Genomic DNA, 25641 nt, shown 5'->3' on the forward strand with positions numbered 1-25641 from the left:
TGCGGAGAGATCAGCGGATCGGATCAAAGAGCGCATCCTGCAGCGCGCAATCGCGCACCACATCGACGCCGCAGGGCACCGGGGTCAAATCCCGCGAGAGGCAGAGGCGCGCCTCTTGGATGCGTCCTGCGCGACAGGTGATTGTCAGCATGTCAGGCTCAAGGCCGGGATTGGCCTTGAGAAACGCCTCTTCGACCACTTTGGCGGGTAGTTTCACCGGTTTGGAGAGATTGCGAAACACCTCTGGCCGCGAGAGCCGACTATAGGCCTCGCGCGATAGGGCGAAGTAGTCAGCGGGGGCCAGCCCGGAGCAAGAGCCGTGTTTTTTCCACTGATACCAAGCGAGGCCCGCATTTCCCATCACATCCTCCATTGCGCGGGTCATCGTGCGGGTGGGTGGGGCATGTGGGCTCTGGCAATGTTCTGGCCAACCCCGATGATATTGCGGCCAGAGGCCGTGCAATACCCAGCCGGTATCGGCCGCGTCCGCGCATTGAGCGGCGCCGCGTGCGTCGCCTTCGAGCGCGCACCAAGTGGGCGACCAGCTCAGGCTGAGGACGTAATAGTCGAAAACGCCTGAGCTGTTTGATTGCGCGGCGGCAGAGGCAGGGAGAAGACACAAGTAGAGAAACAGAGGCAAAAGGGCGCGCATTCTTTGGTCTTTCATTTTATTTGCAGGGCAAGTATAAGGCCGCCAAGTTCCCCTACAATGGAAACCCGTTCCGGCCCGCCGGAACCGCCCTTTCAGGCGACGGGGAAGTTTTGGGTAAAGGAGACCTGAGAGATGTCTATGCCGATCATGGCCAAGGCCACTGCCGTCTGGCTGGTGGACAATACGACGATCAGTTTCAAGCAGATTGCCGATTTTTGTGGCATGCATGAATTGGAAGTGCAGGGGATTGCCGATGGCGATGTGGCCACAGGCGTCAAGGGGTTTGATCCAATTGCGAATAACCAGCTGACGCAGGACGAGATTGACTGCGCGCAGTCCAATCCGTTGCACAAGCTCAAGCTGAAGTTCAACGCCGCTGCTCAGGGGGAAGAGACCCGGCGTGGTCCGCGCTATACGCCGCTCAGCAAGCGTCAAGATCGCCCGGCCTCGATCCTTTGGCTGGTCAAGTTCCATCCAGAATTGGCCGATAGTCAGATTTCGCGCCTTGTGGGCACAACGAAACCGACCATTCAGGCGATTCGCGAGCGCACCCATTGGAATATCGGCAATATCCAACCCATCGACCCGGTGGCGCTTGGCCTGTGCAAGCAATCCGAACTGGATGCTGCCGTGCAAAAAGCCGCCGCCAAAAAGGCCAAGGAAGGTGCAGCGCTGACCGATGATGAACGTCGCAAGTTGCTGAGCACCGAGCAGAGCCTTGGTGGCGATGCCGAGCCGCGTATCCCCACAGCCCTCGAAGGGTTGGAGAGCTTTACTCTGGGGCAGGACTACCACCCGGAAGAACGTGAAAAGAAATACGACGCTGAGAGCTTCTTTAATCTTCCAGCCTCGGATGATGATGACGACGAGGATGAGGATGAGGATACCGGCTCACGCCGCCGGTAATCGTCTCAGACGCGCCCTGTTCGAAAAGGCCCAGGATGTACTCTTGGGCCTTTTTCATGTCGTGTTACGGGTTGGGATGCGCCTGCACTGCCGTCGAGACCTGCGTGGCAAAGTTTCAGGCCGAAACGACCCAAGTGTAGGCGAGGCCGAGCACATATCCGGCGGTTTGCGTCAACAGCTCCATGACAGAGGCGCGAAATTCCGGCAATACGAGGGCCGCGAGAAAGCCGATATGTAGGACCGCAATGGCGTTGAGCGAGGTGCGAAATGGTTCTTTTCGCGTCTTGTGACGGAATATGCCCTGACCTGTCTTGGCCCCGAGTGAGCCTCCGATCAGACTGAGCGTCAAGAGCGTGCTTTCAGGCACGCGCCAACGTCGCTCGATGGCGCAGAGTTTGTCCCACCAGAACAGCCCCAAGGTCAGCAGATTCAGCGCCGCGAGGTAGATAAGAGCGAGGGTAAGCGGGGCCATGAGAAGAACTGTGTATCCATTGAACGTAGAGCTGGAAAAAAAGGACGCGTGTCACAGACGCTTGCGTGCCGAGAGGGCCGCGCTGATTGTGCCGTCGTCCAGATAGTCTAACTCGCCGCCAATGGGAACACCCTGCGCAAGCGACGTGAGCGTAACTTTGCCATCCAGTTGATCGGCGATGTAATGCGCGGTGGTTTGACCATCGACAGTGGCGTTGAGCGCAAGAATAACCTCGGTGATCGCCTCTGACTCGACACGCGCAACCAGGTCAGGAATGCGCAATACCTCGGGTCCGACCTGATCCAGCGCCGAGAGTGTGCCGCCCAGCACGTGATACCGCCCCTTGAAAGCCTGGCCGCGTTCCATCGCCCAGAGATCGGCCACATCTTCGACGACGCAGATTTGGCCATTGGCACGTTTTGCACTGGCGCAGATGTCGCAGATCTCGGTGGTGCCGATATTTCCGCAGGTGGCACATTCGCGGGCCGTATCCGCTACGATCTGCATCAGGCGCGCGAGAGGAGCGAGCAGCAGCGCGCGTTTGCGGATCATATGCAGCACTGCCCGCCGGGCCGAGCGCGGACCGAGTCCGGGCAGGCGGGCCATCATGTCAATGAGAGCGTCGATTTCGCGGGTGCTGCTCAATCTCGGGGTCCGATCAGGGAACATGCGTTGGTGCTGATTTCGTGCGTATTTTCAGCAAGATGGACGGTGTAGCCTAGAAGGGCAGTTTCATGTCCTTGGGCAGGCCCATGCCTTCGGTGATCTTGCCCATTTCCTCTTGGGCGCGGGCCGATGCCTTGGCTTGCGCATCCTTGATCGCGGCAAGGATCAGATCCTCGACAACCTCTTTGTCATCGGAGTTGAAGATCGACGGGTCGATGTCGAGCGCCTTGAGCTCGCCCTTGGCCGTGCAGGTCGCCTTGACCAGACCTGCGCCGGATTCGCCCGTCACCATGATCGTGTGCATTTCGTCTTGCAGCGCGGCCATCTTCTTTTGCATTTCCTGCGCGGCCTTCATCATCTTGGCCATATCGCCCATTTGGCCCAAACCCTTGAACATGCTGTGATCTCCTTTGGTTCTGGCCCATTGATCTAGAGCCATCGAATGGATTTTCCGCCTTTAAGCATATCTGTTGTCAAAAGGCGACTGGCAAGAGGCGGTGCTTTCAGTCCTCTTCAAACGGATCCCATTCATCCTCAACCTCAGGGAGCGCCTCGGCTTCGGCATGGTTTGCGATGTCCTGCACGGTCTTGACGCGGGCGATTTTGGCCTTGGGGAAGGCGGCAAAGACGGCTTGCACAAGTGGGTGCTGTTGGGCTTCGGCCTCAAGTGCATCCTCAGCGGCATTGCGCGCCTCGAGGATTGTGGGGGCGGTGGCGGAATTGACAACGGTTACCGCCCAGCGATTACCGGTCCAGCGTTGCAGAGCGCTGCCCAGCCGTTGAGCAAGATCGCCGGGCGCGTCCGGCGTAGGCGTGAATTCGATCCGACCGGGGCGGTAATTGGCGAGGCGCAAACTCCCCTCGACTTCGAGTAAGAGTTTCACGTCGCGGTTGGTGCGAATGAGCTCCAGCATATGCTCAAACGTCGGATAGCGGGCAAGTGCCTCTTCCGGGTCTTGCGCCAGCATCGGGGACGCACTGCCATGGGCGACGGGACCGGAGGGGCCGGAATGGGTCTGGGTGTAAGTCACGCTTTGCGCAGCTGTGGTCTGGTTTGGTGACGGTTGCGTGCGCATGCCTCCGCCGCCCGGACCGGTTGGTGGCGCGTCTTGCAGACGCCGCACCAGATCCTCGGGCGTGGGCAGGTCGGCCACATGCGTGAGGCGGATCACCGCCATTTCGGCGGCCATCATAGCATTGGGTGATTGTGCCACTTCATCCAGCGCCTTGAGCAGCATTTGCCACATGCGGGTGAGCACACGCATCGGCAAGGCCGTGGCCATTTCCAGCCCACGCGCGCGCTCGTCTGGGCCGATGGTGGGATCATCGGCCGCGTCAGGCGTGATTTTTACAACAGAAATCCAATGGGTTATCTCGGCCAGATCGCGCAGCACGGCGAGGGGATCAGCGCCTTCGGCATATTGCGCGCTGAGTTCCGAGAGCGCGCCTGCTGCATCGCCCCGCAGGATCATGTCAAAAAGATCGAGCACCCGGCCACGGTCCGCCAGCCCTAACATTGCCCGGACCTGATCCGCCGTCGTCTCGCCTGCGCCATGCGAAATCGCCTGATCCAGCAGCGACGTTGCATCCCGCGCTGAGCCTTCCGCCGCGCGGGTGATGAGCGCGAGCGCGTCGTCTGAAATCTGTGCGCTCTCTTTGTCTGCGATGCGGCGCAGGAGGGCGATCATCACCTCAGGCTCGATGCGGCGCAGATCGAAGCGTTGGCAGCGCGACAGTACCGTCACCGGCACCTTGCGGATCTCGGTTGTGGCGAAGATGAATTTCACATGCGCGGGCGGCTCTTCCAGCGTCTTGAGCAATGCGTTGAACGCATTGACCGAGAGCATATGCACCTCGTCGATGATATAGATCTTGTAACGTGCTGATGCTGCGCGATAATTCACGCTTTCGATGATTTCGCGGATATCGCCTACGCCGGTGCGCGAGGCGGCGTCCATCTCCATCACATCGACGTGGCGACCCTCCATAATGGCGCGGCAATGTTCACAGACGCCACAGGGCTCGGTCGTGGGGGTGCCCATTCCGTCAGGCCCGATGCAGTTCATGCCCTTGGCAATAATGCGTGCGGTTGTGGTTTTTCCGGTGCCGCGAATGCCGGTCATGATAAAGGCTTGCGCGATGCGGTCGGCCTGAAAGGCGTTCTTGAGGGTGCGGACCATGGCGTCCTGACCCACCAAATCGGCAAAGGTCTCGGGCCGATATTTGCGGGCGAGAACCTGATAGCCGGGGGTGGGGGTGTCGGACATGAAAGAGCCTTTGCGGGATTCGGATGATTACACAACGTAAGGCGGGGGAGGGAGGGCGTCCACCTTGCTTTTTTGATAGGATATGCCAAAGCTGAGGGAAGGATGAGGGAGGACATGACGTGGATTGTCGAGGTGAGAGCGTCGAGCGCCTGATGGTCCCGCCAGTTTGAATGGCGCTCAAGGTATTGAAATAATGAGTGATTTTATCATATACGCCCTGCGTGTCGGGGGGGGGACATTGGCCCTTTCGCCCCTTCCGGGGGCGAGTGGAGACTATCCGGGCGATCTGGCGCATATCTGCGACTGGAAGCCCGCGCTGGTGATTTCCTTGACCACCGAGGCCGAGATGGTGGCCGTTGGGGCCGGGGGGCTAGCCGCAGATGTTCAGGAGTCTGGGACGCGCTGGATCTCTTATCCAATTCCCGATTTCGGGACCCCAAGCTATGACCAAATTGAAGCATGGAATAAGGCCAGTGAGGCCGTCAGGGGGGCGCTTTCGGGGGGGGGAAGGGTGTTGGTTCATTGCCGGGGCGGCTGTGGTCGGTCGGGTATGGTGGCGTTGCGGTTGATGATCGAGAGCGGGGAGGGGGCTGATAAGGCACTGGAGCGGTTGAGAAATATTCGACCCTGCGCGATTGAGACCGATGCGCAGCTCAATTGGGCGCGGCGGGGACGGGCCTGATTTGGGTCTGTAAGATCCGTAAGGTTTGTAAGGTGATTTTGTAAGGTCCAAAACCTACACGCCGGAGCAAGTGCCCGCGAATTGAAATCACAGCGCGTGCGATGGCCATCACGGCAAGCCGACCAATAGGGTTGATGTCGAACGTCAGATAACTTTGAGCTTCACGTCATCACCTGACCTAAATTGGTAGATCCGACCTTCGCGCAGGATGCGGCGAAAGCCGGGAACGAGACCATTTCGCAAAATTCTGCACGCCAACTGAACGGCAGTTATCCGATTGCGGCTGACGCAAGCTCTTCCCAAAAAGCATTCACGGTAGTCAGATCCTGCACGCCCAGTCCCGAGAGGCAGGCCACTGTTGTCGCCTGCCTGTTCCCGCTTTCCCGGGTCAGGACAGATCCGATTTCCGTCAGCGCTTCTTCGGGCAACAAATTTGCCGCGATGGCACGGGCTGGCGCCCCGTATTTGAGTGCCGAAACCTTGGCATCGACAAAAACCTCCGCGTCTTGGAGGAGTGCCGGATCAATCTCGCATTTGGTCATGTCATCTGATCCGACCGAGGTGAGGTGCTGACCCGCCCTGAGCCACCCGGCCTGTATCAAGGGGTCTTTTGCGCCGGTCGCGGTCACGATCACATCGGCCTGGGCAACAGCCGCTGGCAGGTCGTCGGCGATTCGCACGGCCACCCCGGTGAGGCCTGCGCCCAACGCGCGGCACAGCTCACCGGCTTTGGTCGGGTCCCGCCCCCAGATGTACAGGGTCTCGATGGCGCGCACCGCAAGCAAGGCCTCAGCCTGCAACCGAGCCTGTGTCCCGGTCCCGACGATCAAGGCAGAACGGGCTTCCTGCGGCACCAACAGCCTGGCCACCAGCGCCCCCGCCGCTGCGGTCCGGTAGTCCGAGATCAGATGATCGTCTTGCAGGATGGCCAGCGGCTTGCAGGTTTCGCTGTCAAAGACCGCAATCATGCCGCTGGATGCCGGTTCGCCCCGATCCGCCAGCACTTGCGACCACCCCGCCATCTTGACCGTAAAGATTGGACAACCGTGGAGTGTCGCCGATTTCACATGAATATCGGCCAGCGCGTTGGGATGCAGAACATGGGCCAGCGCCTGCGCGCTACCGTCCGAGATCGCTCGGAACGCCTGCTCCGCAGCAGGGATCAACCGCGTGATGCTCAAATGCGGGCGAATGGCATCCGGGCCGATAACCGGGATCATGGCGCAATCACTTCGCCTCGGCCGACATGGGCGACTTCCCCTGCGACGGTGACCCTTGCGATATCGTCTGGCGTGCCGAAAGACGTTACGATAATCTCGCTCGGCCGGCCCATGAAGTGGCCCTGTTTCAGGGAAAAGCTGCGGCCCGGTTCCGCCAGACCATGCTTCAATGCATAGGCCCCGACAACGCCTGCGGCGCTGCCGGTCGCGACATCCTCCATGATCCCGTCGTTGTTCCAATGCCGTCCTTCAAGGGTGTTTACGTCGACCAGATAGGCAAACTCCGCGCCGAGACGATGCAGAGTCCGCTCCAGATCTGGAACAGTGATCCGCGCGTCCTTCAACCCACCGGCGACGGGGACGACGAGGTATTCCAGGCCGGTGGAGATGACCTCCAGCGGAAAGTCCGCCAGTTGGTCCAGATTAAAGGCCCTGGCAATGCCCTGCCGTTCCTGCGTGTCAACCGTGCCGATCATCTCCGGCCTGCCTTGATCCAGCGTGCCGAAGTAGCGTCCATCCCGATGCTGCGTCGAGACAGTGACCTCCCTCCCGCCTTGCAGGCCGATGCTCCATTCTCGGCTGTCCCCGGTGCCCGATTCTTTGTGCAAGCTACAAGCCGCGCCGATGATCGGATGACCCGCAAAGGGCAACTCCTCGAAGAGGTCGAAAACCCGCGCGCAGATGTGACCGTTGTCCTCGCTCAGGAAGATCGACTCAAAGTGCCGCATTTCCTGGGCTATGGTCAGCATTTGTGGCCCGCTCAGCCCCGCACAATCTGTGAAAACCGCCAGACTATTGCCGGAATAGGGCCTGTCGGCGAAAACATCGCAGTGGATGAAGTTGAAGGGTGTTCTGGAAAGTGGCATATGGCACCTGAATAGTGGAAAGGCTATATAGATGATTGTCTATTCAGAAGATGTGTACATGTCAACCGCCCAAACACTGCGCGCCTTGGCCCACGAGAACCGGTTGCGCATCGTGCATTGGCTCTCTGACCCTAAGGCTCACTTCCCGCCGCAAGTCGATGGTGATCTGGTCAAAGACGGGGTTTGCGTCGGCTTCATCACCGAGAAAATCGGCTTGAAGCAACCGACCGTGACCAATCACATGCAGATCCTGCAAGAGGCCGGCATGGTCGAAAGCAAGAAGATCAAGAATTGGGTATTCTACAAGCTGCGCGCAGATCGGGTCGACGCAGTGCTTGGAAAAGTTAGCCAGATGTATTGAAATCGGACATCCATACGACCTGAGATACAGGAAACTCCGTCCCGCTCTGCGGTCCTTTGTGGACTGTGCGGCGAAGGTCCGGCGATGCAGTGTGCATGGTTTTGCCGATCATGTCCGCATTGTGATTCACAAAGGGGGGAAAGGCCGCTAGGCTCTTGGTGCGTTTGATACATATGGCCGGACTTGAACAGGCGACACTCACCGCATGACCCATCCCAACGATCCCCCTCAGTTGCGTCTGCGTGTTGTCTTTGGCGAGGGGCGGATGGTGGGCCCCGGCAAGGCGGAGCTGTTGGAGCGGATCGGGCGTTGCGGGTCGATTGCGGCGGCGGGGCGCGAGATGGGAATGAGCTATAAGCGCGCCTGGATGCTGATCGAGACGATGAACGCGATGTTCGCGGCCCCCGTGGTCGAGAGCACGCGCGGCGGGCCGGGGGGCGGTGGCGCGGTGCTGACCGAGATGGGCGAAGAGATCCTGCGGCGGTATCGGGCGCTGGAGGCGGTTGCCGACGAGGCAGGGGCGGCGGAGGTCGCGGGGTTGGCGGCGCTGCTGAGGGATGTATCTGAGTGAACATAACGCTTGTCAGAACGCAGCTTGCCTGCGATATGTTTCAGTGAACATATCGTCAGTGGAAGGGACCGCCATGTTCGGACTATTGTCAGGCCGTGCGCTGGGCCGTGCGCTGGGCCGTGCGTTTTTTGCCGCCACTCTGGCCCTCGCGCCGCTGCGCGTCTCTGCGGAGGAGGCGTTGGCCGCGATTGCTGCGAATTTTGCCGGGGCGGCGGAGAGCTTGGCGGCGCAGTTCACACTGGAAACCGGGCATGAGGTGGTGCTGACCACGGGATCGACCGGCAAGCTCTATGCGCAGATTGCTGCGGGTGCGCCGTTTGACATGATGTTATCAGCGGATGCGGGCACTCCGGCGCGGTTGATCGACGAGGGGCTCGGGGTCGAGGGCAGCAGTTTTGCCTATGCGTCGGGGCGGCTGGCGTTGTGGAGTGCCGATCCGGGGCGGATCGGGGATGACGGGCAAGAGGCGCTGCGTGCGTCCGGGCTGCGGCATCTGGCGATCGCCAATCCGGAGCTTGCCCCCTATGGCAAGGCCGCGCGAGACGCGCTCGACGGCATGGGGCTTTGGGAGGCGGTGCAGCCCAAGATCGTCATGGGGCAGAATATCGGGCAGACTCATGCGATGGTGGCGAGTGGCGCGGCAGAGCTTGGTCTTATCGCCTTTTCGGCGGTGCAACAGCCGGGAGTGCCGGCGGAGGGCAGCTATTGGGAGGTGCCGCAGCAGTTCTATGCGCCGATCCGGCAGGATGCTGTGCTGCTGGCTGCGGGGCGTGACAATGCGGCGGCGCGGGCCTTTCTGGACTATTTGCGCAGCGATGCGGCGGCGCAGATCATCGCCGCCTACGGATATGGGGTCGGCGATGGTGGCTCCTGATCTGGGGCCGCTCTGGCTTACGGCGCAACTGGCGGGGATGACGACGCTGCTGCTGCTGCTGCTGGGCACGCCGCTGGCGTGGTGGCTGGCGCAGACGCGGGCGCGGATCAAGCCGGTGGTCGAGGCGGTGACGGCCTTGCCTCTGGTGCTGCCGCCGACGGTTTTGGGGTTTTACATGCTGGTCCTGTTCAGCCCGACTGCGGCGTTGGGCGGTCTGTGGCTGAAGGTGACGGGAACGACACTGACGTTTTCCTTTGTCGGATTGGTGGTCGCTTCGGTGCTCTATTCGCTGCCTTTCATGGTGCAGCCGTTGCAATCGGCCTTTGAGGCGGTGGGGCGCGGCCCGCTGGAGGCGGCGGCGAGCCTGCGGGCGGGGCCGCTCGATGCGTTCTTCAGCGTGGCGTCGCCGCTGGCGTTGCGCGGATATCTGACAGCGGTGGTGCTGACCTTTGCTCATACGGTGGGCGAGTTCGGCGTGGTGCTGATGGTGGGGGGCAATATTCCGGGGCAGACGCGGGTGGTCTCGATCCAGATCTATGAGCATGTCGAAACGATTGATTATGCCGCCGCGCATACGCTGGCGGCGATCTTGCTGGTGTTTTCCTTTGTGGTGCTGCTGGCGGTTTATGTGCTCAATCGACGCTTTCCCATCCATGCGGGCGTGCGATGACGGCGCTCAGTGTCGATATCCGGGTCGATTTCCCCGGCTTTGCGCTGGAGGTGGTGCATGGGTTCGAGGGGCAGGGGCTAACTGCGCTGTTCGGTCCGTCGGGATGTGGCAAGTCCACGTTGTTGCGGGTGATTGCCGGGTTCGAGACCAGCGCGCGGGGGCGGCTGGCCTATGGCGATGAGGTCTGGCTGAACGGGCGGAGGGGGTTGGCCCCGCATCGGCGCGGCGTGGGCTATGTGTTTCAGGATACGCGGCTCTTTCCGCATCTCTCGGTGCGGGGCAATCTGGACTATGCCGATAAGCGGGCGGCGGATTTGCCGGCGCGTTATGGGTTTGACGATGTGGTTGACGCGCTCGATCTTGGGCCGTTGTTCGGGCGCGGGGCGACGACGCTGTCGGGGGGCGAGCGGCAGCGGGTGGCGATGGGGCGGGCGCTCTTGTCTCGACCACGGCTGTTGTTGATGGATGAACCGCTGGCGGCGCTGGATACGCGGCGCAAGGGGGAAATCCTGCCTTATATCGCGCGGCTGCCGGGGGTGTTCGGCGTGCCGGTGATCTATGTGACGCATGCGATTGAGGAAGTCACGCAACTTGCGGATCGGATTGTTGCGCTGGAGGCGGGGCGTGTGGTGGCGGCGGGCGGTGTGGCCGAGACGCTGGAGCGGCTCGATCTGGCTGGGGTACAGGGCCGGTTCGAGGCGGGTGCTGTTCTGGCCGGACATGTGGTGGCGCAGGACAGCGACATGCATCTGACGCGGGTTGATCTGGGCGGTGGTCTTGCGCTTGAGGTGCCCGAAATCCGCTTGCCTGTCGGAGAGGCCGTGCGGTTGCGGGTGCGGGCGCGCGATGTGGCGCTGGCGCTGGCGCGGCCCGCCGGGGTCAGCATCCGCAACATGCTAGAGGCCGAGGTGTTGCGGGTCGAGGTGGAGGCCGAAACCGCCTATGCCGAGGTTCTGCTCGCGCTCGGGGGTCAACATTTGCGCGCAAGGGTGACGCGGGCGGCGCTGCGCGATCTGGAGGTCGTGCCGGGGCAAAAGCTGGTGGCGATGATCAAGGCGGCGGCGTTCGACCGGCAGGCCTTGCCGCGCGGTTAACTGCGCTGCGCTTGACAATTGCATGGCCGCACGCGACAGACGCGGGCATGATGACAGGTTTCATTCAAGTGGCCGTAGGGGGCGCGATCGGCTCTTGTCTGCGTTATGGCGTGGGCCTTGCGGCGCTGCGCTTTGTCGGTCCTGGGTTTCCGGTGGCGGTGCTGGGCGTCAATATCCTTGGCTCGTTCCTGATGGGAGTGGCTGTTGTGGTCTTGACGCAGCGTGGGCTGGGGCATCTGAGCCCCTTGGTGATGAGCGGCCTTTTGGGTGGGTTCACCACGTTCTCGGCGTTCTCGCTCGAGGCCTTTACGCTCTGGGAGCGGGGACAGGCGATGGCGGCGCTGGGCTATGTCGGGCTGTCGGTGGTATTGTCCATCGGGGCATTGATTTTGGGCGTCTGGCTGACGCGGGGGTTTTTCGCATGAGCGGTGTTCAGACACGGGTTGTTGGGCCGGATGACGGGGATCAACGGCTGGATCGGTGGATCCGGCGGCTGTTTCCGCATGTTGGTCAAGTGCAGATCGAGAAGATGTGCCGCAAGGGTGAAGTGCGGGTCGATGGCGGGCGGGTGAAGCCCGCGACGCGGCTTGAGGTTGGGCAGAGTGTGCGAATACCGCCCTTGCCGGATACGGATGAGCGGCCAACGGGGGCGCTGGCGCGGATCAGCCCGGCGGATGCCAAGATGATCCAATCCTGCGTGATCTACCGCGACGATCATGTGATTGCGTTGAACAAGCCGCCGGGCCTGCCTGTTCAGGGCGGCAGCAAGCAGACGCGGCATGTCGATGGGCTGGCGGAGGCGCTGCGCTTTGGCGCGGAGGAAAAGCCACGGTTGGTGCATCGGTTGGACAAGGACACCTCGGGGGTGTTGTTGCTGGCGCGGACGCGGGAGGCGGCCAAAGGGCTGACGGCGGCGTTCCGGCATCGCAACACGCGCAAGATCTATTGGGCGGCTGTCGCGGGTGTGCCGACGCCGCGCATGGGCACGGTGCGCTATGGTCTGGTCAAGGCGCCGGGGCATGGGGCCAAGGGCGAGGGCGAAAAGATGATCTGCGTGCATCCGCGCGAAGTGGAGAGCACACCGGGGGCCAAGCCCGCGACCACCGATTATGCGGTAATCGAGGCGGCCGGGGCGCGCACGTCCTGGATGGCGCTAATCCCGGTGACCGGGCGAACGCATCAGCTCAGGGCGCATATGGCCGAGATCGGGCATCCGGTTGTCGGCGATGGCAAATATGGCGGTTCGGGGCAGGAGAACCTTGGCGATGGCTGGGGCGCGCAACTGGGCGGTGATGTGAGCCGCAAGCTGCATCTGCACGCGCGCTCGCTCAAGATCGAGCATCCGGTGTCGCGGGCCATTTTGCACATTACCGCGCCGTTGCCCGAGCATATGCAGCGGACATGGGATCTGTTTCAGTGGGTGCCGTCCGAGGCACCGGAGGACCCGCTCGAGGATATGGCATGAGCCGACCCTTGCGTCTGGTGATCTTTGACGTCGATGGCACGCTGGTCGATAGCCAAGGCGATATTCTGGCGGCGATGCGGGCGGCGTTTGATCGCGCCGGAGAGCCTGCGCCGGAGCGGGACTTGATTCTGGGTATTGTCGGTCTGTCGCTCGATGTGGCGATTCCACGTCTGGCGCCGACCCTGCCGGGCGACGTTCAGGGGCGCATCGTGGGCTGGTACAAGGAAGCCTACATGGGGCTGCGGGCGGAGACCGGCGTCGAACAGTCCTCGCCGCTCTATCCCCATGCGCTGGAGACCCTGAAGGCGCTGCATGCCGTGCCGGAGACATTGCTTGGCGTGGCGACGGGCAAATCGGCGCGAGGATTGGACAAGCTCTTGGAGGGGCATGATCTGCGGTCCTATTTCGTGACGCGGCAGGTGGCGGATCATCATCCGTCCAAGCCGCATCCTTCGATGCTGCGTGCGGCGCTGGCGGAAACCGGGGTTGCGCCGGAAAACGCGGTGATGATTGGCGATACGAGCTTTGACATGGATATGGCGCAGGCGGCGGGCATTGCCGGGATCGGGGTGGCCTGGGGCTATCACCGGCCCGAGGCGCTGCGCTCTGCGCGCGAGATTGTGCCGGATTTCCGGGCGCTGCCCGCTGCGTTGGATCGACTCTGGGGGTAAGACGATGAGCGAATGGAAAGCCAAGCGGTTCTGGAAAGAAGCGGGCGTTGTCGAGGACGACGCGGGGTTTGGCGTGCGATTGGATGGGCGCGTGGTGCGCACCCCGGCCAAGGCCACCCTGATCGTGCCGACGCGCGCACTGGCAGAGGCGATTGCCGCGGAATGGGATGCGCAGGACGGCAAGATCGACCCCAACACGATGCCCTGTACCCGGTCCGCCAATGCCGCGCTCGACAAGGTCGCGCCGCAACGGGATGAGGTGGTCGAGATGCTGGCGGCCTATGGCGACAGCGATCTGATCTGTTACCGCGCTGCGAGTCCCGAGGAACTGATCAAAAAACAGGCAGAGGCCTGGGATCCGCTGTTGGATTGGACCGAATCGGTCCTGTCTGTAAAGCTGCTTCCGGTTGTGGGCGTGGTGCATGTGCCGCAGGACGCTCAGGCGATTTCACTCCTGAAAGCGCATGTGGAGGCCCTTGATACATGGGCCCTGACGGCATTTCACGATCTTGTGAGTATGAGCGGGTCTCTTGTGATCGGATTTGCCGCGCTGGACGATTTATATCCGGCCGATGCGCTCTGGGACCTGTCTCGGGTCGATGAAACCTGGCAGGCGGAGCAATGGGGTAAGGACGAAGAGGCCGAAGAGATGGCGGCGCGGAAACAATCTGACTTCTTGCATGCCAAAAGGTTCTATGATCTTTCGCGCAAGGACCGGGCAATCTGATCCCTGCGTGACTGACGCAAGGGCAAGTGCTGGTTTGGCACCGGTTTGCAATTGGGTTTCGTGAACAAAGACTTGACGTTTCGTGATGAATCCACACAAACTTGGCCTCACTGAGAGGGGTGAAAACCCTGCCAACAGTGTCAAATGGGTCGTAAGATCCGACAAACCGCTCTTGAAGGGCGGATAATCAGGAAGAGGTAAACATGAAAAAAACCGTATTTTTGGGCGCGCTGACGGTGGCCGGCCTTGCGGCTGGTGCTTCTGCGGCTGCCACGTTGGATGACGTGAAGGCACGCGGCAAGCTGAACTGTGGTGTGACCACCGGCCTCGTGGGCTTTGCTGCCCCCGATGCGAACGGTGTTTGGGAAGGTTTTGACGTGGCTGTGTGCCGTGCCGTCGCCGCCGCTGTGCTGAGCGATGCGAATGCTGTTGAATTCGTGCCGACCACCGGCAAGACCCGCTTTACTGCGCTTGCCTCGGGCGAGATTGACATGCTGGCGCGCAACACCACCTGGACCTTCTCGCGCGATACCGATCTCAAGTTCGATTTCGTCGGCGTGAACTACTACGACGGTCAGGGCTTCCTTGTGCCCAAGTCGCTGGGTGTCAGCTCTGCCAAAGAGCTGGATGGCGCGACGGTCTGCATTCAGACCGGCACCACCACTGAGCTGAACCTCGCGGATTTCTTCCGTGCCAATAACATCAGCTATGAGCCGGTGCCGATCGAGACGAATGCCGAAGGTCAGCAGCAGTATCTGGCTGGCGCGTGCGACACCTACACCACCGATGCGTCGGGTCTGGCGTCGACTCGCGCAGCCTTTGAGAGCCCCACGGATCACGTGATCCTGCCGGAAATCATCTCGAAAGAGCCGCTCGGCCCGTTGGTTCGCCATGGCGACAACGACTGGGCTGACATCGTGCGCTGGACGTTCTACGCGCTGGTTGCTGCTGAAGAAATGGGCATCACCTCGGCCAATATCGGCGAGCTGTCTGCTGCAGCGGGCGACAACCCGGAGATCAACCGTATCCTCGGCACCGAGGGTGATCTGGGTGCGATGATCGGTCTCGACAACGAGTGGGCCAAGCGGGCGATTGCCGCCAGCGGCAACTATGGCGAGATCTTTGAGAAGAACATCGGCGAAAAGACCCCGATCGGTCTGGCCCGTGGTCTGAACGCTCAGTGGACGCAGGGCGGCATCATGTACGCTCCGCCGTTCCGGTAAAATCTTCTGACGAAGGGCGCGGGTCTCTCCCGCGCCCTTTTCACCTCTAGACCACTTAAAAATCGGCCCACGGCAGAAATGCCGATAAAAATCCGGGTCGAAACACAGGGAAACTCCCAGATGACAACGATGACCGACCCTCCCAAGGCGTCGTTTCAGCTTTCTATGCTGATTTATGACACACGGTATCGCTCTTATACGTTCCAATTCATTGCGCTCATGCTCTTGCTGTTGCTGCTTGGCTATCTCGGGGCCAATTTGGTGAGCAACCTTGCCGCACAGGGGCAGAACATCTCGTTCGGCTTTCTGAGTGATCCGGCTGGGTATGACATCAACCAGCGACCCATCGAGTATGACAGCCAGTCGAGCCATATGCGCGCCTCCGTCGTGGGCGTGATCAATACGTTGATCGTTGCGGTTCTGGGCTGTGCTACGGCGACACTGTTTGGCGTGACAGCGGGTATTCTGCGGCTCTCGCCCAATTGGCTGGTGCGCAAGCTGATGGCCGTTTACGTCGAGGCCTTCCGCAATGTGCCGGTGCTGATCTGGATCCTGATCATTGCGACGATTATGACGGCGTCGATGCCGTCCCCCAATCAATTCCGCGGGGATAATGCCGACGCGTCGATGTTGCTGGATGCGTTCGCCTTTACCAACCGGGGGGTATATGTGCCCGCGCCGGTTTGGGGGGCGGGATCGCTGGTGGTTGTCCTGACGTTTCTCGCGTCGATTGCGGGGGTGTTTTATTACCGCCGCTATGCGACCAAGCTGTTGTATGACACCGGGCGGCTGTTGCCGATGGGATGGCCATCGCTGGTGATCCTGTTCGTGCCGACCATCCTGATCTTCTTTGTCTTGGGTCAGCCGATCACTCTCGATTACCCGGCGTTGAAAGGGTTCAACTTTGACGGGGGGCTGCATATTCGAGGCTCGCTGATTGCGCTGTGGTTTGCGCTGGCGATCTATACCGGTGCCTTTATCGCCGAGAACGTGCGGGCGGGTATTCAGGCGGTCAGCAAGGGGCAGACGGAAGCGGCGGCCTCGCTGGGGCTGCGGCCCAAGCGGATCATGAATCTGGTGATCCTGCCGCAGGCGCTGCGGGTGATCATCCCGCCGCTGATCTCGCAGTATCTCAACCTCACCAAGAATTCGTCACTGGCGATTGCCGTGGGTTACATGGATGTGACCGGCACGCTGGGGGGGATCACGCTCAATCAGACGGGGCGCGCGATTGAATGCGTGCTGATGCTGATGTTGTTCTATCTGACGATCAGCCTCGCCATTTCGGCGGTGATGAACGTCTATAACAACACGATCAAGCTGAAGGAGCGCTGAGCATGGCCCGTGATCAACTCGCCTTTGTGCGCACGCACATGCTGCCCGAAGCGCCGCCTCCAACGGCGCAGACGGGGGCGGTGAAATGGCTGCGCGAGAACTTGTTCTCGTCACCCGGCAACGCGCTTTTGACGCTGGTGTCGGCCTATGTGGTGTTTCAGATCGTTATCTCCACCGCGCCTTGGTTTATCAACGGTGTTTGGGAAAGCCCGAGCCTGACCGCCTGTCGTGAGATCCTAGATGGCAAGATGGGCGGCTGTTTCGCGGTGCTGACGGAGCGCTGGAATCAGCTTTTGTTCGGATTCAAATACCCATCCGAGCTCTATTGGCGGCCCGGTCTGGCCTTTGTGCTGCTGTTCATTGCCGCCGCACCGGTGCTGTTTGGCAAGATATTCCCGCGCAAGATGCTGATCTTTACCGGACTTTACCCGTTCATCGCCTATTGGCTGATCTGGGGCGGGTCGGTGTTGGTGCCGGTCTTTGCCCTCTTGGGGGTGCTGGTGGGCGCGTTTACCTATAGCCGTGTGGTGACGATCAGCGCGGGTGTCGCGGTGATTGCCGCCTTCGTGGCGGCGCTCATCTTTTGGATTCTGTCGGGCTATGTGACCGGACCGATGGAGAATGTGATGGCCATTCAGGCCGTGGCCTCGCGCGATATGGGCGGGTTCATGATCAATCTGATGCTGGGGGTGGTCTGTGTGTCGCTGTCCTTGCCCTTGGGCATCCTGCTGGCGCTGGGGCGGCAATCGAGCATGCCGATCATCAAATGGATCTGCGTGGTCTTTATCGAGTTCATTCGCGGCGTGCCGCTGATCACGCTCTTGTTCGTGGCCAATGTGGTGCTGGCGTATTTCCTGCCGCCGGGGACGAATTTCGACCTGATCCTGCGGGTGATCATCATGATCACGATGTTCTCGTCGGCCTATATCGCCGAGGTGATCCGGGGGGGGCTCGCGGCGCTGCCGCGCGGACAATATGAGGCCGGGGACAGTCTGGGCCTTGATTACGCGCAATCCATGCAGCTGATCATCCTGCCGCAAGCGCTCAAGATCTCGATTCCGGGCATCGTCAACGTGGCTGTCGGTCTCTTCAAGGATACGACGCTGGTCTCGGTCATTTCGATGTTCGACATCGTCGGCATGATCCGTGGTCCGATCCTCGCCTCGTCCGAATGGAACGGGGTCTATTGGGAGCTGTTTGGCTTTGCCTGCGTCCTGTTCTTCATCACCTGCTACGGTATCTCGCAATATTCCCAGTGGCTGGAGCGTCAGCTTCGCACGGATCATCGGTAAGGAGGGTCATCATCATGGCCGCTGAAAAACAATTGAACGTCTCGGATCAGGTTGCCGTCGATATCACCAAGATGAACAAGTGGTATGGCGCGTTTCACGTGCTGCGCGACATTGATCTGACGGTGTATCAGGGCGAGCGGATCGTGATCGCCGGGCCGTCGGGTTCGGGCAAATCCACGCTGATCCGCTGTATCAACGCGCTCGAGGAGCATCAGAAGGGCAAGATCACGGTCGATGGCACGCTGTTGTCAAATGACCTCAAGAATATCGACAAGATCCGGTCGGAGGTTGGCATGGTGTTTCAGCACTTCAACCTGTTTCCGCATCTGACGATTCTGGAGAATTGCACGCTCGCGCCGATCTGGGTGCGCAAGACGCCCAAGCGCGAGGCCGAGGAAGTGGCGATGCATTTCCTTGAAAAGGTCAAGATCCCGGAGCAGGCCAATAAATATCCCGGCCAGCTCTCGGGGGGGCAGCAGCAGCGGGTGGCGATTGCGCGCTCTTTGTGCATGCGACCGCGGATCATGCTGTTTGACGAGCCGACATCGGCGCTTGATCCTGAAATGATCTCGGAGGTTTTGGATACGATGATCCAACTGGCCGAGGAAGGCATGACCATGCTCTGCGTGACGCATGAGATGGGATTTGCGCGCAAGGTGGCGAATCGGGTGATCTTTATGGATCAGGGCCAGATCGTCGAGCAGAACGAGCCGGAAGAGTTCTTTAACAATCCCAAGAGTGACCGGACCAAGCTGTTCCTCAGCCAGATTCTGGGGCACTGAACAAGGGATGGGGGCGTTGCCCCCGTCCCGGAGTATTTTGAGAACGATGAAAGGGGCGGCGGTTTTGCTGCCCCTTTTGCGTTCAGACCCAAGGCACGCCGCGGTCGCGCAGGTGTTGGATCGCGGCGCGCAGGTCATCGGCGATGGGGCCGGGGCGCGGGGTGTCGCGCAGGGTGTCGATGAGCGCATCGTCAGGCAGGGCTGGGCGGCGCGCCCATGAGAGTGCTGACAAGATGGCGCGGGCGGGTTCGGGCAGGCGGTCGGGGATCGCGTGGCCATTCAGCGTGGCCCAGACGCCCGACCAGAGGCGGCCGACGGTCCAGGGATTATAGCCACCGCCGCCCAAGACAAGCAGGCGGGGGGCGAGCGGGCGCAGGAGCGCCACCGCCTCCCAATGGGCGTTGTTGGAGAGGGCGAGGCGCGACAGCGGATCCTCGGTCACGGCATCGGCACCGCATTGCAGGACGAGCGCCTGAGGGGTGAAGGATTGCACCGCTGGAAGAATGACCTCGTGCAGGGCCATGGCAAAGCCGCTGTCATTGGTGGCGCGGGGCAGGGGCAGGTTGATGGCATGACCCCCGGCGCGGTCATGTAGCGTGCCGGTGAAGGGCCAGCGCCCGGCCTCATGGGTGGAGATCATCAGGACGCGGGGGTCGCCGTGGAAGGCGGCGGCGACCCCGTCGCAATGATGCGCGTCGATATCGACATAGGCGATGCGGCTGAGTCCCTGGGCCAGAAACGCCTTGATCGCCAGCACCGGGTCGTTGAGGTAGCAAAACCCGCCCGCGTGATCGGCCATGCCGTGATGTGTGCCGCCGCCGGGGTTATAGGCCACGCCGCCATGGGCCAAGAGGTCTGTGGCCAGAAGCGAGCCACCGGCGGCGGTGGCGGGGCGGCGGAACATCTCTGGGTAGATCGGATTGGAAAGCGTGCCGATCTGGTGGCGGGCGCGGATTTCGGGCGTGACGTGGCCGGATGTCTCGGCCGCTTGCAGAGCGGTGATATAGTCCGGGGTGTGCCATGTGGTCAGCGCCTGCGGCTTGGCGCGGGGGCTGGTGCGGTATTGCGCCGGCGGCAGCCAGCCCAGAGCGCGGCAGAGGTCGATCACGGTGGGCACGCGCGGGATCGAGAGTGGGTGGCGCGCTCCGTAGGAGGAGCCGCGATAGATCTCTGATCCGATAAAGAGCGGCGTTTGCATGCGCCGGTTATGGCAGGTCGTGCGGGATGAGGAACTGCTCCACCGTGCCGGTGCCGGGGTGCAACGCGGACCAATCGTCAATGTCGAACCGGGCGATGAGCGTGGCGCCGGTGGGGTAATCGTCGAACCGCTCGTGATCCGGGGGGGCGGCGACCAACAGGGCCGCGAATTCTGCGATGCCGGGGTTATGGCCCAGCATCAGCACCTGATGGCCGGTGGCGTGGCGCAGGACTGCCAGCATTTCGTCAGCCTCGGCCAGATAGAGCGCGTCAGTGAGGTCTGGCGGTGTCGCGAGTTTGAGCCGGGTGCAGGTTTCCTGAGTGCGTTCCGCGGAGGAGCAGAGGATCTGATCGGGCAGAAGGTCTTGGGCGCGGAGCCAGTGGCCGAGGGCGGTGGAGGCCTTGCGCCCGCGTGCGTTGAGGGGGCGGGCGCTATCGGGGAGGCGGGGATCGCCCCAGTCGGATTTGGCGTGGCGCATGAGAATGAGCGTCTTCATCCGAAATATCCCATGTGAAAGGCGGATTGTTCTTGGCGTCGGCCATAGGATTGGCTGAGCGGGCAGGCGCGGCGCACGGCACAGCCGCGCGCGCGACAGTCGTTGCCGGGGCGGTCGAGATCGGCTTTGCAGGCGGGGACGTTATAGGCCTCGGGGATCAACGCATCCACTGGGCAGGCGCTGCGGCAGGGTTGATCCGTGCAGCTATCGCAGGGGCGTGGACCGGGCAGCGGGAGTGCGAAGCGGTCAGGGAAGGCGAGCGCGCCGCGATAGGAGATCATCAGCCCCGCCTCATCATGCACCAAGAGGCCCACGGGCGAGGGCCAGGCGCGGGCGCTGCGGCGGGCCCAATCGGTGAAGGGCTGCCACGGCGGGCCGGAGAAGGGAAAGACGGGCCTTGCCCCAAGTGCTGCGGCCATGGCCGTGATGACGCGGGTGGACCAGCGGTTCATCGGGTCGCGCGCGCCGTCGCGATATTCAGGCGTTGCGGTGAAATGTGGCCAGAAGCCCGGCTCGGCGGGGCTGAGGAGCACGAGGCTCTGGTGGCCGGGCACTTCACCGGATGCCAGATGCAGCGCGCCCGAGGGGGTCAGGTGATGCGCGCGCGCGAGGTCTGCGAGCGCCGGGGGGAGGCCGGGCACGCGCGGCGCTCAGCGAGCGCGGGGGTTTTGCACCCGCGGGCCAGCCTCGCCCCGGATGAGCGAGCCAGCGCCATGTTCGGTGAACAGCTCGAGCAGCGTGGCGTTGGGCGCGCGCCCGTCGAGGATGACCACGGCGCGCACGCCGCCGTCGATGGCGGCAAGGGCGGTTTCGGTCTTGGGGATCATGCCGCCTGCGATGACGCCGTCGCGGGTCATCTGGCGGATTTGCTCGGCGCTGAGTTCGGTGACAACCCGGCCGTCGCCATCGCGGACGCCGTCGATATCGGTGAGCAAGAGCAGGCGGTCGGCCTTGAGGGCGGCGGCGATGGCCCCGGCGGCGGTGTCGCCGTTGATGTTGTAGGTCTCGCCCTCGCGGCCCGCGCCCAAGGGGGCGATCACGGGGATCATGTCGGCGGCAAAGAGCGTGTGCAGGATGGTGGGGTCGATCTCGGATGGCTCGCCCACAAGGCCCAGATCAGGATGCGAGGGGGTGCAGGTGATGAGGCGGGCATCCTTGCCCGACAGGCCCACGGCGCGTCCGCCCTGGCCGTTGATCGCCGCCACGATGCGTTTGTTGACCTGACCCGAGAGGACCATTTCCACCACATCCATGGTGGCGGCATCGGTCACGCGCTTGCCGTTGACGAAGTCTGATTTGATCTCGAGTTTTTCGAGCATCTGATTGATCATCGGCCCGCCGCCGTGGACAATCACCGGGTTGACGCCGACCTGCTGCATCAGAACCACGTCGCGGGCGAAGGTTTCCATCGCCTCGTCGCTGCCCATGGCGTGACCACCCAGTTTGATGACCACGATGGCCCCGGTGTAGCGTTGCAGATAGGGCAGGGCCTCGGAAAGGGTGCGGGCAGTGGCGATCCAGTCGCGATTCATGTCTCTGGCCTTCATGCTGGTCTCCAACGCGGGGTTGCAGACCTCAATACAATCTGCGCGGGGTGGTGCCAAGGGCCGTTGCGGCGGTGCTGGAACGGGCTAGGCTCCTACGTAACGAAATTCGTGACTGAGAGAGGTGCACCATGTCCGAGATCAAGACATTGCTGTTGACGGGGGCGAGCCGCGGGATCGGGCATGCCACGGTGCGGCGCTTCAATGCGGCGGGTTGGCGGGTGATCACCTGTTCACGCCAGCCCTTTCCAGAGGAATGTCCCTGGGGAGGTGGGGCGGAGAACCACATTCAGATGGATCTGGCAGACCCGCATGATGTGATCGCCACGGTCGACGTGATCCGCGAGCGGTTGGGCGGGCGTTTGGATGCCTTGGTCAATAATGCGGGGATTTCGCCCAAAGGGCCGGAGGGGGAGCGGCTGGATACGTTCACCACGGATTTGCGGACCTGGGGGCAGGTGTTTCACGTCAATTTCTTTGCCTCGGTGGTTCTGGCGCGCAGTTTGCGGGATGAATTGGCGGCGACGCGCGGCGCGGTGGTGAATGTCACCTCGATTGCCGGGAGCCGCGTGCATCCCTTTGCGGGCGCGGCCTATGCCACATCCAAGGCGGCGCTGGTGGCGCTGACCCGCGAGATGGCGCATGATTTCGGGCCTTTGGGTGTCCGGGTCAATTCGATCGCACCGGGGGAGATTCGCACCGCGATCCTGTCGCCGGGCACGGACAAGCTGGTGGAGAGCATCCCGATGCGGCGATTGGGCGAGCCGGATGAGGTGGCGAACACGATCTTTTTCCTCTGTTCCGAGGGGTCGTCCTATATTTCGGGCACGGAGATCGAGATCAACGGCGCACAGCATGTCTAACGGATACGGGGCGGCCATTGAGCCGCCCCGTCGCGTCGGTCCGTGAGCGTTTCGATTACTTGGGCATGATCACGGTGTCGATCACATGGATCACGCCGTTGGTGGCCTCGATATCCGCCTGCACCACTTTGGCGCTGTCGACGGTCACGCCATCAGTTGTGCCGATGGTGACCTCGCTGCCCTGAACGGTCGCAGCGGTCATGCCGTCCGAGAGGTCGGTCGACATCACCTTGCCGGGCACCACATGATAGGTGAGGATGGCGGCCAGCTTGTCCTTGTTCTCGGGCTTGAGCAGGTCTTCGACCGTGCCTGTGGGCAGGGCCGCGAAGGCGTCATTGGTGGGTGCAAACACTGTGAACGGGCCGTCGCCCTTGAGCGTCTCAACGAGGTCAGCGGCCTGCACGGCGGCGACGAGGGTGGAAAAGCTTTCGTTGCCCGCTGCGATATCGACGATGTCTTTGCCGTGGTTGTCCGCAAAGGCGGGGCCAGCCATCAGGGCGGCTGCGGTCAGAGCGAGATAGGTTCTGCGAAACATGTTTGCGTCTCCGTGTATAAGATCAGTTTCAACGACCCCGATGTCGGGATCATACCGGGCTTACGGCGGGAGGCAGGTATTGGTTCACCGGGGGTTTCCGCCGATGCAGTTTGACGCGCGGCGCGGGCCCGCTAAGCCAAGGCGCTTTGAAACATCCAATCACGTTTTTGTGAAGATGCGGAAAATCTCCTGCGGTTTGGGGGTGATCCAGCCGGGTGTCCTGTCGCCTCGGCGGGGGGCGGGCAATTGGCCCGATCCTCGCCAAGACGGGTTGAAATATGGGCTGCGAGCGTGTTTTGCCAGCTTGTTTGGCGGGTCCGAATAGCGCAGGTTGCGGGCGACGCCCTGAAGCGGGCGGGGGTAGGGATCATTGGAGATTTCAGATGGGGTATGTGACGCAGATCCTCGAGGTTCTGGCGCTATTGTTCGTCTTTGCCTTGGGGGCGGTCGTGTTCATGGTTTCGGTGTTCTACATTCTGGACAAGACGCAGCCCGGCGATGCGATCCGGCGCAATTATCCGGTGATTGGCCGGTTCCGGGGGTTGTTCACCAAGCTGGGCGAGTTTTTCCGTCAGTATTTCTTTGCCATGGACCGCGAGGAAATGCCGTTCAACCGCGCGCAGCGCGATTGGGTCAGCCACGCGACCAAGGGTGCGGGCAATACGATTGCCTTTGGCTCGACCCGTAATCTGGGGGTGCCGGGCACACCGATTTTCGTGCCTGCAGTGTTTCCGCCGCTCGACGATCAGTTTGCCATGACGGCCCCGATGCAGATCGGGCCGACGGCGGCGATTCCCTATATGGCCAAGTCGATTTTCAACATCTCGGGCATGAGCTATGGCGCGATTTCGCGCCCGGCGGTCGAGGCGCTGAGTCGGGGGGCGGCCAAGGCGGGGGTTTGGCTGAATACCGGCGAAGGGGGGCTGAGCCCGTTTCACCTGATTGGCAATTGCGATCTGGTCTATCAGATCGGCACCGCCAAATATGGCGTGCGCGATGCGCTGGGCAATCTGAGTGATGCGCGGCTGCGCGAAGTATCTGACAACCCCAGCATCAAGATGTTCGAGTTGAAGCTGGCACAGGGCGCCAAGCCCGGTAAGGGCGGCATTCTGCCGGGTGAAAAGGTCAACGCCGAGATCGCGGCCATTCGCGGGATCGAGATCGGCAAGGACAGTATTTCGCCCAACCGCCATGCCGATATCAATGATTACGGTGAGTTGCTGGATGTGATCGGTCACATTCGAGCGGTGACGGGTCGCCCGGTCGGGTTCAAGACGGTGATCGGCTCGTCCGAGGCGTGGGAGCCGCTGTTTGAGATGATCATGGCGCGCGGGCCGGACAGCGCCCCGGATTTCATTGCGATCGACGGGGGCGAGGGCGGCACTGGGGCGGCCCCCATGCCGCTGATGGATCTGGTGGGCATGCCCATTCGCGATGCACTGCCGCGCATGGTGGATCTGCGGGATCGTTATGGGCTGAAGGATCGGATCAGGATGATCGCGGCCGGCAAGCTGATCAATCCCGGTGATGTCGCTTGGGCGATTTGCGCAGGCGCGGATTTTGTCACCTCGGCGCGCGGTTTCATGTTCAGCCTTGGCTGCATTCAGGCGCTGAAGTGCAATCGCAACACCTGTCCCACCGGCATCACCACCCATGACCCCTATTTGCAGCGCGGTCTGGTGGTCGAGGATAAATATCTCAAGGTCGCCAATTACGCCAAATCGGTGATCAAGGAGGTTGAGACCATCGCCCATTCGGTGGGGGTCGCCGAACCGCGCCTGATGCGGCGGCGGCATGTGCGGCTGGTGCAGGCGGATGGCACGTCAGTGGCCTTTAATAAAATCCGGCCAAGTTACAATTCGGACGCGGTATTGTGACCGGATGTTGAAACCCTGCGGTGGCGAGGGCCGTGTCTGTCTCTATATAGTGGAGTGACCCATAGGAGAGATGACATGGCCCATCGCTGGATTAACACGCTGAGTGACACGGATGTGACGCCTGAGGTGGCGTTTCTCAATCGCCGCCAGATGATCGCCGGGGCGGCGGCTGGCGTAGGCCTGAGCCTGATGGCGCAGCGCGCGCGCGCCGAGACCCTGGAGCCCAACAACTGGGACGATATCACCACCTATAACAACTATTATGAGTTTGGCACTGACAAGGGCGATCCCGCGCGCAATGCCCGGACGCTGACGACCAAACCCTGGAGTGT

At 61.9% G+C, this 25641-nt stretch carries 30 protein-coding genes (1 of these 30 cut by a window edge); 18 read left to right on the forward strand and 12 right to left on the reverse strand.

What is annotated here, in order from left to right; genetic code table 11:
• Window positions 1-10: 10 nt before the first annotated feature.
• Window positions 11-667: a ribonuclease T2 family protein gene (locus ROS217_RS08725; RefSeq protein ID WP_009817352.1), complete on the reverse strand. Its 657-nt coding sequence runs from the start codon at window positions 665-667 to the stop codon at window positions 11-13.
• Between the two features lie 117 nt (window positions 668-784).
• Between ROS217_RS08725 and ROS217_RS08730 the strand changes: the two genes are divergently transcribed.
• Complete coding sequence (locus ROS217_RS08730) at window positions 785-1558, forward strand: DUF1013 domain-containing protein (protein WP_040650465.1); 774 nt, start codon at window positions 785-787, stop codon at window positions 1556-1558.
• A gap of 115 nt (window positions 1559-1673) precedes the next feature.
• On the opposite strand, the gene ROS217_RS08735 is transcribed toward ROS217_RS08730, so the two are convergent.
• The 4 genes from ROS217_RS08735 to ROS217_RS08750 form a co-directional block, all read right to left on the reverse strand.
• Window positions 1674-2030 (reverse strand): DUF1294 domain-containing protein, encoded by a 357-nt coding sequence (locus ROS217_RS08735; protein WP_009817354.1) that lies wholly within the window; start codon window positions 2028-2030, stop codon window positions 1674-1676.
• A gap of 51 nt (window positions 2031-2081) precedes the next feature.
• Window positions 2082-2675 carry a recombination mediator RecR gene (gene recR, locus ROS217_RS08740; protein ID WP_040651259.1) on the reverse strand — a complete coding sequence of 198 codons (594 nt, stop codon included), beginning with the start codon at window positions 2673-2675 and terminating at the stop codon, window positions 2082-2084.
• 73 nt (window positions 2676-2748) lie between these two features.
• Window positions 2749-3093 carry a YbaB/EbfC family nucleoid-associated protein gene (locus ROS217_RS08745; protein ID WP_040651261.1) on the reverse strand — a complete coding sequence of 115 codons (345 nt, stop codon included), beginning with the start codon at window positions 3091-3093 and terminating at the stop codon, window positions 2749-2751.
• Window positions 3094-3199: 106 nt separating this feature from the next.
• Window positions 3200-4963: a DNA polymerase III subunit gamma/tau gene (locus ROS217_RS08750; RefSeq protein ID WP_009817357.1), complete on the reverse strand. Its 1764-nt coding sequence runs from the start codon at window positions 4961-4963 to the stop codon at window positions 3200-3202.
• 193 nt (window positions 4964-5156) lie between these two features.
• Between ROS217_RS08750 and ROS217_RS08755 the strand changes: the two genes are divergently transcribed.
• Window positions 5157-5645, forward strand: a complete 489-nt coding sequence (locus ROS217_RS08755; protein ID WP_009817358.1) for a dual specificity protein phosphatase family protein — start codon at window positions 5157-5159, stop codon at window positions 5643-5645.
• Window positions 5646-5914: 269 nt separating this feature from the next.
• Here the strand turns inward: ROS217_RS08755 and ROS217_RS08760 are convergent, their stop codons facing one another.
• A complete protein-coding gene (locus ROS217_RS08760; protein WP_009817359.1) occupies window positions 5915-6865 on the reverse strand; it encodes an ornithine cyclodeaminase family protein in 951 nt (316 codons plus the stop codon).
• Complete coding sequence (locus tag ROS217_RS08765) at window positions 6862-7731, reverse strand: PhzF family phenazine biosynthesis protein (RefSeq protein ID WP_040650467.1); 870 nt, start codon at window positions 7729-7731, stop codon at window positions 6862-6864. The genes ROS217_RS08760 and ROS217_RS08765 overlap by 4 nt, the downstream gene beginning before the upstream one ends.
• Window positions 7732-7762: 31 nt before the next feature.
• Between ROS217_RS08765 and ROS217_RS08770 the strand changes: the two genes are divergently transcribed.
• The 13 genes from ROS217_RS08770 (at window position 7763) to ROS217_RS08830 (ending at window position 18796) form a co-directional block, all read left to right on the forward strand.
• A complete protein-coding gene (locus ROS217_RS08770; protein ID WP_009817361.1) occupies window positions 7763-8092 on the forward strand; it encodes an ArsR/SmtB family transcription factor in 330 nt (109 codons plus the stop codon).
• Window positions 8093-8297: 205 nt separating this feature from the next.
• On the forward strand, window positions 8298-8663 hold the full coding sequence (locus ROS217_RS08775; protein WP_009817362.1) for a winged helix-turn-helix domain-containing protein: 366 nt from the start codon (window positions 8298-8300) through the stop codon (window positions 8661-8663).
• A gap of 73 nt (window positions 8664-8736) precedes the next feature.
• Entirely contained in the window at window positions 8737-9537 is an 801-nt protein-coding gene (gene modA / locus ROS217_RS08780; protein ID WP_009817363.1) for a molybdate ABC transporter substrate-binding protein, read from the forward strand.
• The gene (modB, locus tag ROS217_RS08785; RefSeq protein ID WP_040651270.1) at window positions 9524-10207 is read left to right on the forward strand and encodes a molybdate ABC transporter permease subunit; all 684 of its coding nucleotides are present in this window, start codon (window positions 9524-9526) and stop codon (window positions 10205-10207) included. The genes modA and modB overlap by 14 nt, the downstream gene beginning before the upstream one ends.
• Window positions 10204-11301 carry a molybdenum ABC transporter ATP-binding protein gene (modC, locus tag ROS217_RS08790; RefSeq protein ID WP_009817365.1) on the forward strand — a complete coding sequence of 366 codons (1098 nt, stop codon included), beginning with the start codon at window positions 10204-10206 and terminating at the stop codon, window positions 11299-11301. The genes modB and modC overlap by 4 nt, the downstream gene beginning before the upstream one ends.
• 47 nt (window positions 11302-11348) lie before the next feature.
• On the forward strand, window positions 11349-11726 hold the full coding sequence (gene crcB / locus ROS217_RS08795; RefSeq protein ID WP_009817366.1) for a fluoride efflux transporter CrcB: 378 nt from the start codon (window positions 11349-11351) through the stop codon (window positions 11724-11726).
• The gene (locus ROS217_RS08800) at window positions 11723-12766 is read left to right on the forward strand and encodes an RluA family pseudouridine synthase (RefSeq protein ID WP_009817367.1); all 1044 of its coding nucleotides are present in this window, start codon (window positions 11723-11725) and stop codon (window positions 12764-12766) included. The genes crcB and ROS217_RS08800 overlap by 4 nt, the downstream gene beginning before the upstream one ends.
• The gene (locus tag ROS217_RS08805; RefSeq protein ID WP_009817368.1) at window positions 12763-13437 is read left to right on the forward strand and encodes an HAD-IA family hydrolase; all 675 of its coding nucleotides are present in this window, start codon (window positions 12763-12765) and stop codon (window positions 13435-13437) included. The genes ROS217_RS08800 and ROS217_RS08805 overlap by 4 nt, the downstream gene beginning before the upstream one ends.
• A 4-nt stretch (window positions 13438-13441) precedes the next feature.
• Complete coding sequence (locus ROS217_RS08810; RefSeq protein WP_009817369.1) at window positions 13442-14164, forward strand: ATP12 family chaperone protein; 723 nt, start codon at window positions 13442-13444, stop codon at window positions 14162-14164.
• Window positions 14165-14367: 203 nt separating this feature from the next.
• Window positions 14368-15387 carry an amino acid ABC transporter substrate-binding protein gene (locus ROS217_RS08815; protein WP_009817370.1) on the forward strand — a complete coding sequence of 340 codons (1020 nt, stop codon included), beginning with the start codon at window positions 14368-14370 and terminating at the stop codon, window positions 15385-15387.
• A gap of 120 nt (window positions 15388-15507) precedes the next feature.
• Window positions 15508-16722 carry an amino acid ABC transporter permease gene (locus tag ROS217_RS08820; protein ID WP_040650468.1) on the forward strand — a complete coding sequence of 405 codons (1215 nt, stop codon included), beginning with the start codon at window positions 15508-15510 and terminating at the stop codon, window positions 16720-16722.
• 2 nt (window positions 16723-16724) lie between these two features.
• Window positions 16725-18014 carry an amino acid ABC transporter permease gene (locus tag ROS217_RS08825; RefSeq protein ID WP_009817372.1) on the forward strand — a complete coding sequence of 430 codons (1290 nt, stop codon included), beginning with the start codon at window positions 16725-16727 and terminating at the stop codon, window positions 18012-18014.
• 14 nt (window positions 18015-18028) lie between these two features.
• On the forward strand, window positions 18029-18796 hold the full coding sequence (locus ROS217_RS08830; protein ID WP_009817373.1) for an amino acid ABC transporter ATP-binding protein: 768 nt from the start codon (window positions 18029-18031) through the stop codon (window positions 18794-18796).
• Window positions 18797-18878: 82 nt separating this feature from the next.
• Here ROS217_RS08830 and ROS217_RS08835 read toward each other — a convergent pair whose 3' ends face one another.
• The 4 genes from ROS217_RS08835 to argB are packed head-to-tail and all read right to left on the reverse strand — an operon-like array spanning window position 18879 to window position 22037.
• Window positions 18879-19994: an acetoin utilization protein AcuC gene (locus ROS217_RS08835; protein WP_009817374.1), complete on the reverse strand. Its 1116-nt coding sequence runs from the start codon at window positions 19992-19994 to the stop codon at window positions 18879-18881.
• Window positions 19995-20001: 7 nt separating this feature from the next.
• Complete coding sequence (locus ROS217_RS08840; RefSeq protein ID WP_009817375.1) at window positions 20002-20490, reverse strand: SixA phosphatase family protein; 489 nt, start codon at window positions 20488-20490, stop codon at window positions 20002-20004.
• Window positions 20487-21131, reverse strand: a complete 645-nt coding sequence (locus tag ROS217_RS08845; protein ID WP_009817376.1) for a hypothetical protein — start codon at window positions 21129-21131, stop codon at window positions 20487-20489. Before ROS217_RS08845 ends, ROS217_RS08840 begins: the two co-directional genes overlap by 4 nt.
• 9 nt (window positions 21132-21140) lie before the next feature.
• On the reverse strand, window positions 21141-22037 hold the full coding sequence (argB, locus tag ROS217_RS08850; protein WP_040650471.1) for an acetylglutamate kinase: 897 nt from the start codon (window positions 22035-22037) through the stop codon (window positions 21141-21143).
• A 128-nt stretch (window positions 22038-22165) separates the two neighbouring features.
• Between argB and ROS217_RS08855 the strand changes: the two genes are divergently transcribed.
• Window positions 22166-22897 carry an SDR family NAD(P)-dependent oxidoreductase gene (locus ROS217_RS08855; RefSeq protein ID WP_009817378.1) on the forward strand — a complete coding sequence of 244 codons (732 nt, stop codon included), beginning with the start codon at window positions 22166-22168 and terminating at the stop codon, window positions 22895-22897.
• 55 nt (window positions 22898-22952) lie between these two features.
• On the opposite strand, the gene ROS217_RS08860 is transcribed toward ROS217_RS08855, so the two are convergent.
• Window positions 22953-23432, reverse strand: coding sequence for a fasciclin domain-containing protein (locus ROS217_RS08860; RefSeq protein WP_009817379.1), 480 nt, complete (start codon window positions 23430-23432; stop codon window positions 22953-22955).
• Window positions 23433-23815: 383 nt separating this feature from the next.
• Here ROS217_RS08860 and ROS217_RS08865 point away from each other — a divergent pair, with 383 nt between their 5' ends.
• The gene (locus tag ROS217_RS08865; protein ID WP_009817380.1) at window positions 23816-25309 is read left to right on the forward strand and encodes an FMN-binding glutamate synthase family protein; all 1494 of its coding nucleotides are present in this window, start codon (window positions 23816-23818) and stop codon (window positions 25307-25309) included.
• A gap of 75 nt (window positions 25310-25384) precedes the next feature.
• Window positions 25385-25641 carry the start of a protein-methionine-sulfoxide reductase catalytic subunit MsrP gene (gene msrP / locus ROS217_RS08870; protein WP_009817381.1) on the forward strand. It continues 646 nt past the right edge of the window, so only the first 257 of its 903 coding nucleotides appear in the window; it begins with the start codon at window positions 25385-25387; its stop codon lies off the right edge, out of view.

Origin of the sequence: Roseovarius sp. 217 (genome assembly GCF_000152845.1) — a bacterium.
In the GTDB taxonomy this organism is placed as follows: Bacteria; Pseudomonadota; Alphaproteobacteria; order Rhodobacterales; family Rhodobacteraceae; genus Roseovarius.

Coding starts and splice junctions, on each gene's coding strand:
- ROS217_RS08725 (WP_009817352.1), bottom strand. CDS start 667: ATGAAAGACCAAAGAATGCGCGCCCTTTTGCCTCTGTTTCTCTACTTG.
- ROS217_RS08730 (WP_040650465.1), top strand. CDS start 785: ATGTCTATGCCGATCATGGCCAAGGCCACTGCCGTCTGGCTGGTGGAC.
- ROS217_RS08735 (WP_009817354.1), bottom strand. CDS start 2,030: ATGGCCCCGCTTACCCTCGCTCTTATCTACCTCGCGGCGCTGAATCTG.
- ROS217_RS08745 (WP_040651261.1), bottom strand. CDS start 3,093: ATGTTCAAGGGTTTGGGCCAAATGGGCGATATGGCCAAGATGATGAAG.
- ROS217_RS08750 (WP_009817357.1), bottom strand. CDS start 4,963: ATGTCCGACACCCCCACCCCCGGCTATCAGGTTCTCGCCCGCAAATAT.
- ROS217_RS08755 (WP_009817358.1), top strand. CDS start 5,157: ATGAGTGATTTTATCATATACGCCCTGCGTGTCGGGGGGGGGACATTG.
- ROS217_RS08760 (WP_009817359.1), bottom strand. CDS start 6,865: ATGATCCCGGTTATCGGCCCGGATGCCATTCGCCCGCATTTGAGCATC.
- ROS217_RS08765 (WP_040650467.1), bottom strand. CDS start 7,731: ATGCCACTTTCCAGAACACCCTTCAACTTCATCCACTGCGATGTTTTC.
- ROS217_RS08770 (WP_009817361.1), top strand. CDS start 7,763: ATGATTGTCTATTCAGAAGATGTGTACATGTCAACCGCCCAAACACTG.
- ROS217_RS08775 (WP_009817362.1), top strand. CDS start 8,298: ATGACCCATCCCAACGATCCCCCTCAGTTGCGTCTGCGTGTTGTCTTT.
- modA (WP_009817363.1), top strand. CDS start 8,737: ATGTTCGGACTATTGTCAGGCCGTGCGCTGGGCCGTGCGCTGGGCCGT.
- modB (WP_040651270.1), top strand. CDS start 9,524: ATGGTGGCTCCTGATCTGGGGCCGCTCTGGCTTACGGCGCAACTGGCG.
- modC (WP_009817365.1), top strand. CDS start 10,204: ATGACGGCGCTCAGTGTCGATATCCGGGTCGATTTCCCCGGCTTTGCG.
- crcB (WP_009817366.1), top strand. CDS start 11,349: ATGATGACAGGTTTCATTCAAGTGGCCGTAGGGGGCGCGATCGGCTCT.
- ROS217_RS08800 (WP_009817367.1), top strand. CDS start 11,723: ATGAGCGGTGTTCAGACACGGGTTGTTGGGCCGGATGACGGGGATCAA.
- ROS217_RS08805 (WP_009817368.1), top strand. CDS start 12,763: ATGAGCCGACCCTTGCGTCTGGTGATCTTTGACGTCGATGGCACGCTG.
- ROS217_RS08810 (WP_009817369.1), top strand. CDS start 13,442: ATGAGCGAATGGAAAGCCAAGCGGTTCTGGAAAGAAGCGGGCGTTGTC.
- ROS217_RS08815 (WP_009817370.1), top strand. CDS start 14,368: ATGAAAAAAACCGTATTTTTGGGCGCGCTGACGGTGGCCGGCCTTGCG.
- ROS217_RS08820 (WP_040650468.1), top strand. CDS start 15,508: ATGACAACGATGACCGACCCTCCCAAGGCGTCGTTTCAGCTTTCTATG.
- ROS217_RS08825 (WP_009817372.1), top strand. CDS start 16,725: ATGGCCCGTGATCAACTCGCCTTTGTGCGCACGCACATGCTGCCCGAA.
- ROS217_RS08830 (WP_009817373.1), top strand. CDS start 18,029: ATGGCCGCTGAAAAACAATTGAACGTCTCGGATCAGGTTGCCGTCGAT.
- ROS217_RS08835 (WP_009817374.1), bottom strand. CDS start 19,994: ATGCAAACGCCGCTCTTTATCGGATCAGAGATCTATCGCGGCTCCTCC.
- ROS217_RS08840 (WP_009817375.1), bottom strand. CDS start 20,490: ATGAAGACGCTCATTCTCATGCGCCACGCCAAATCCGACTGGGGCGAT.
- argB (WP_040650471.1), bottom strand. CDS start 22,037: ATGAAGGCCAGAGACATGAATCGCGACTGGATCGCCACTGCCCGCACC.
- ROS217_RS08855 (WP_009817378.1), top strand. CDS start 22,166: ATGTCCGAGATCAAGACATTGCTGTTGACGGGGGCGAGCCGCGGGATC.
- ROS217_RS08860 (WP_009817379.1), bottom strand. CDS start 23,432: ATGTTTCGCAGAACCTATCTCGCTCTGACCGCAGCCGCCCTGATGGCT.
- ROS217_RS08865 (WP_009817380.1), top strand. CDS start 23,816: ATGGGGTATGTGACGCAGATCCTCGAGGTTCTGGCGCTATTGTTCGTC.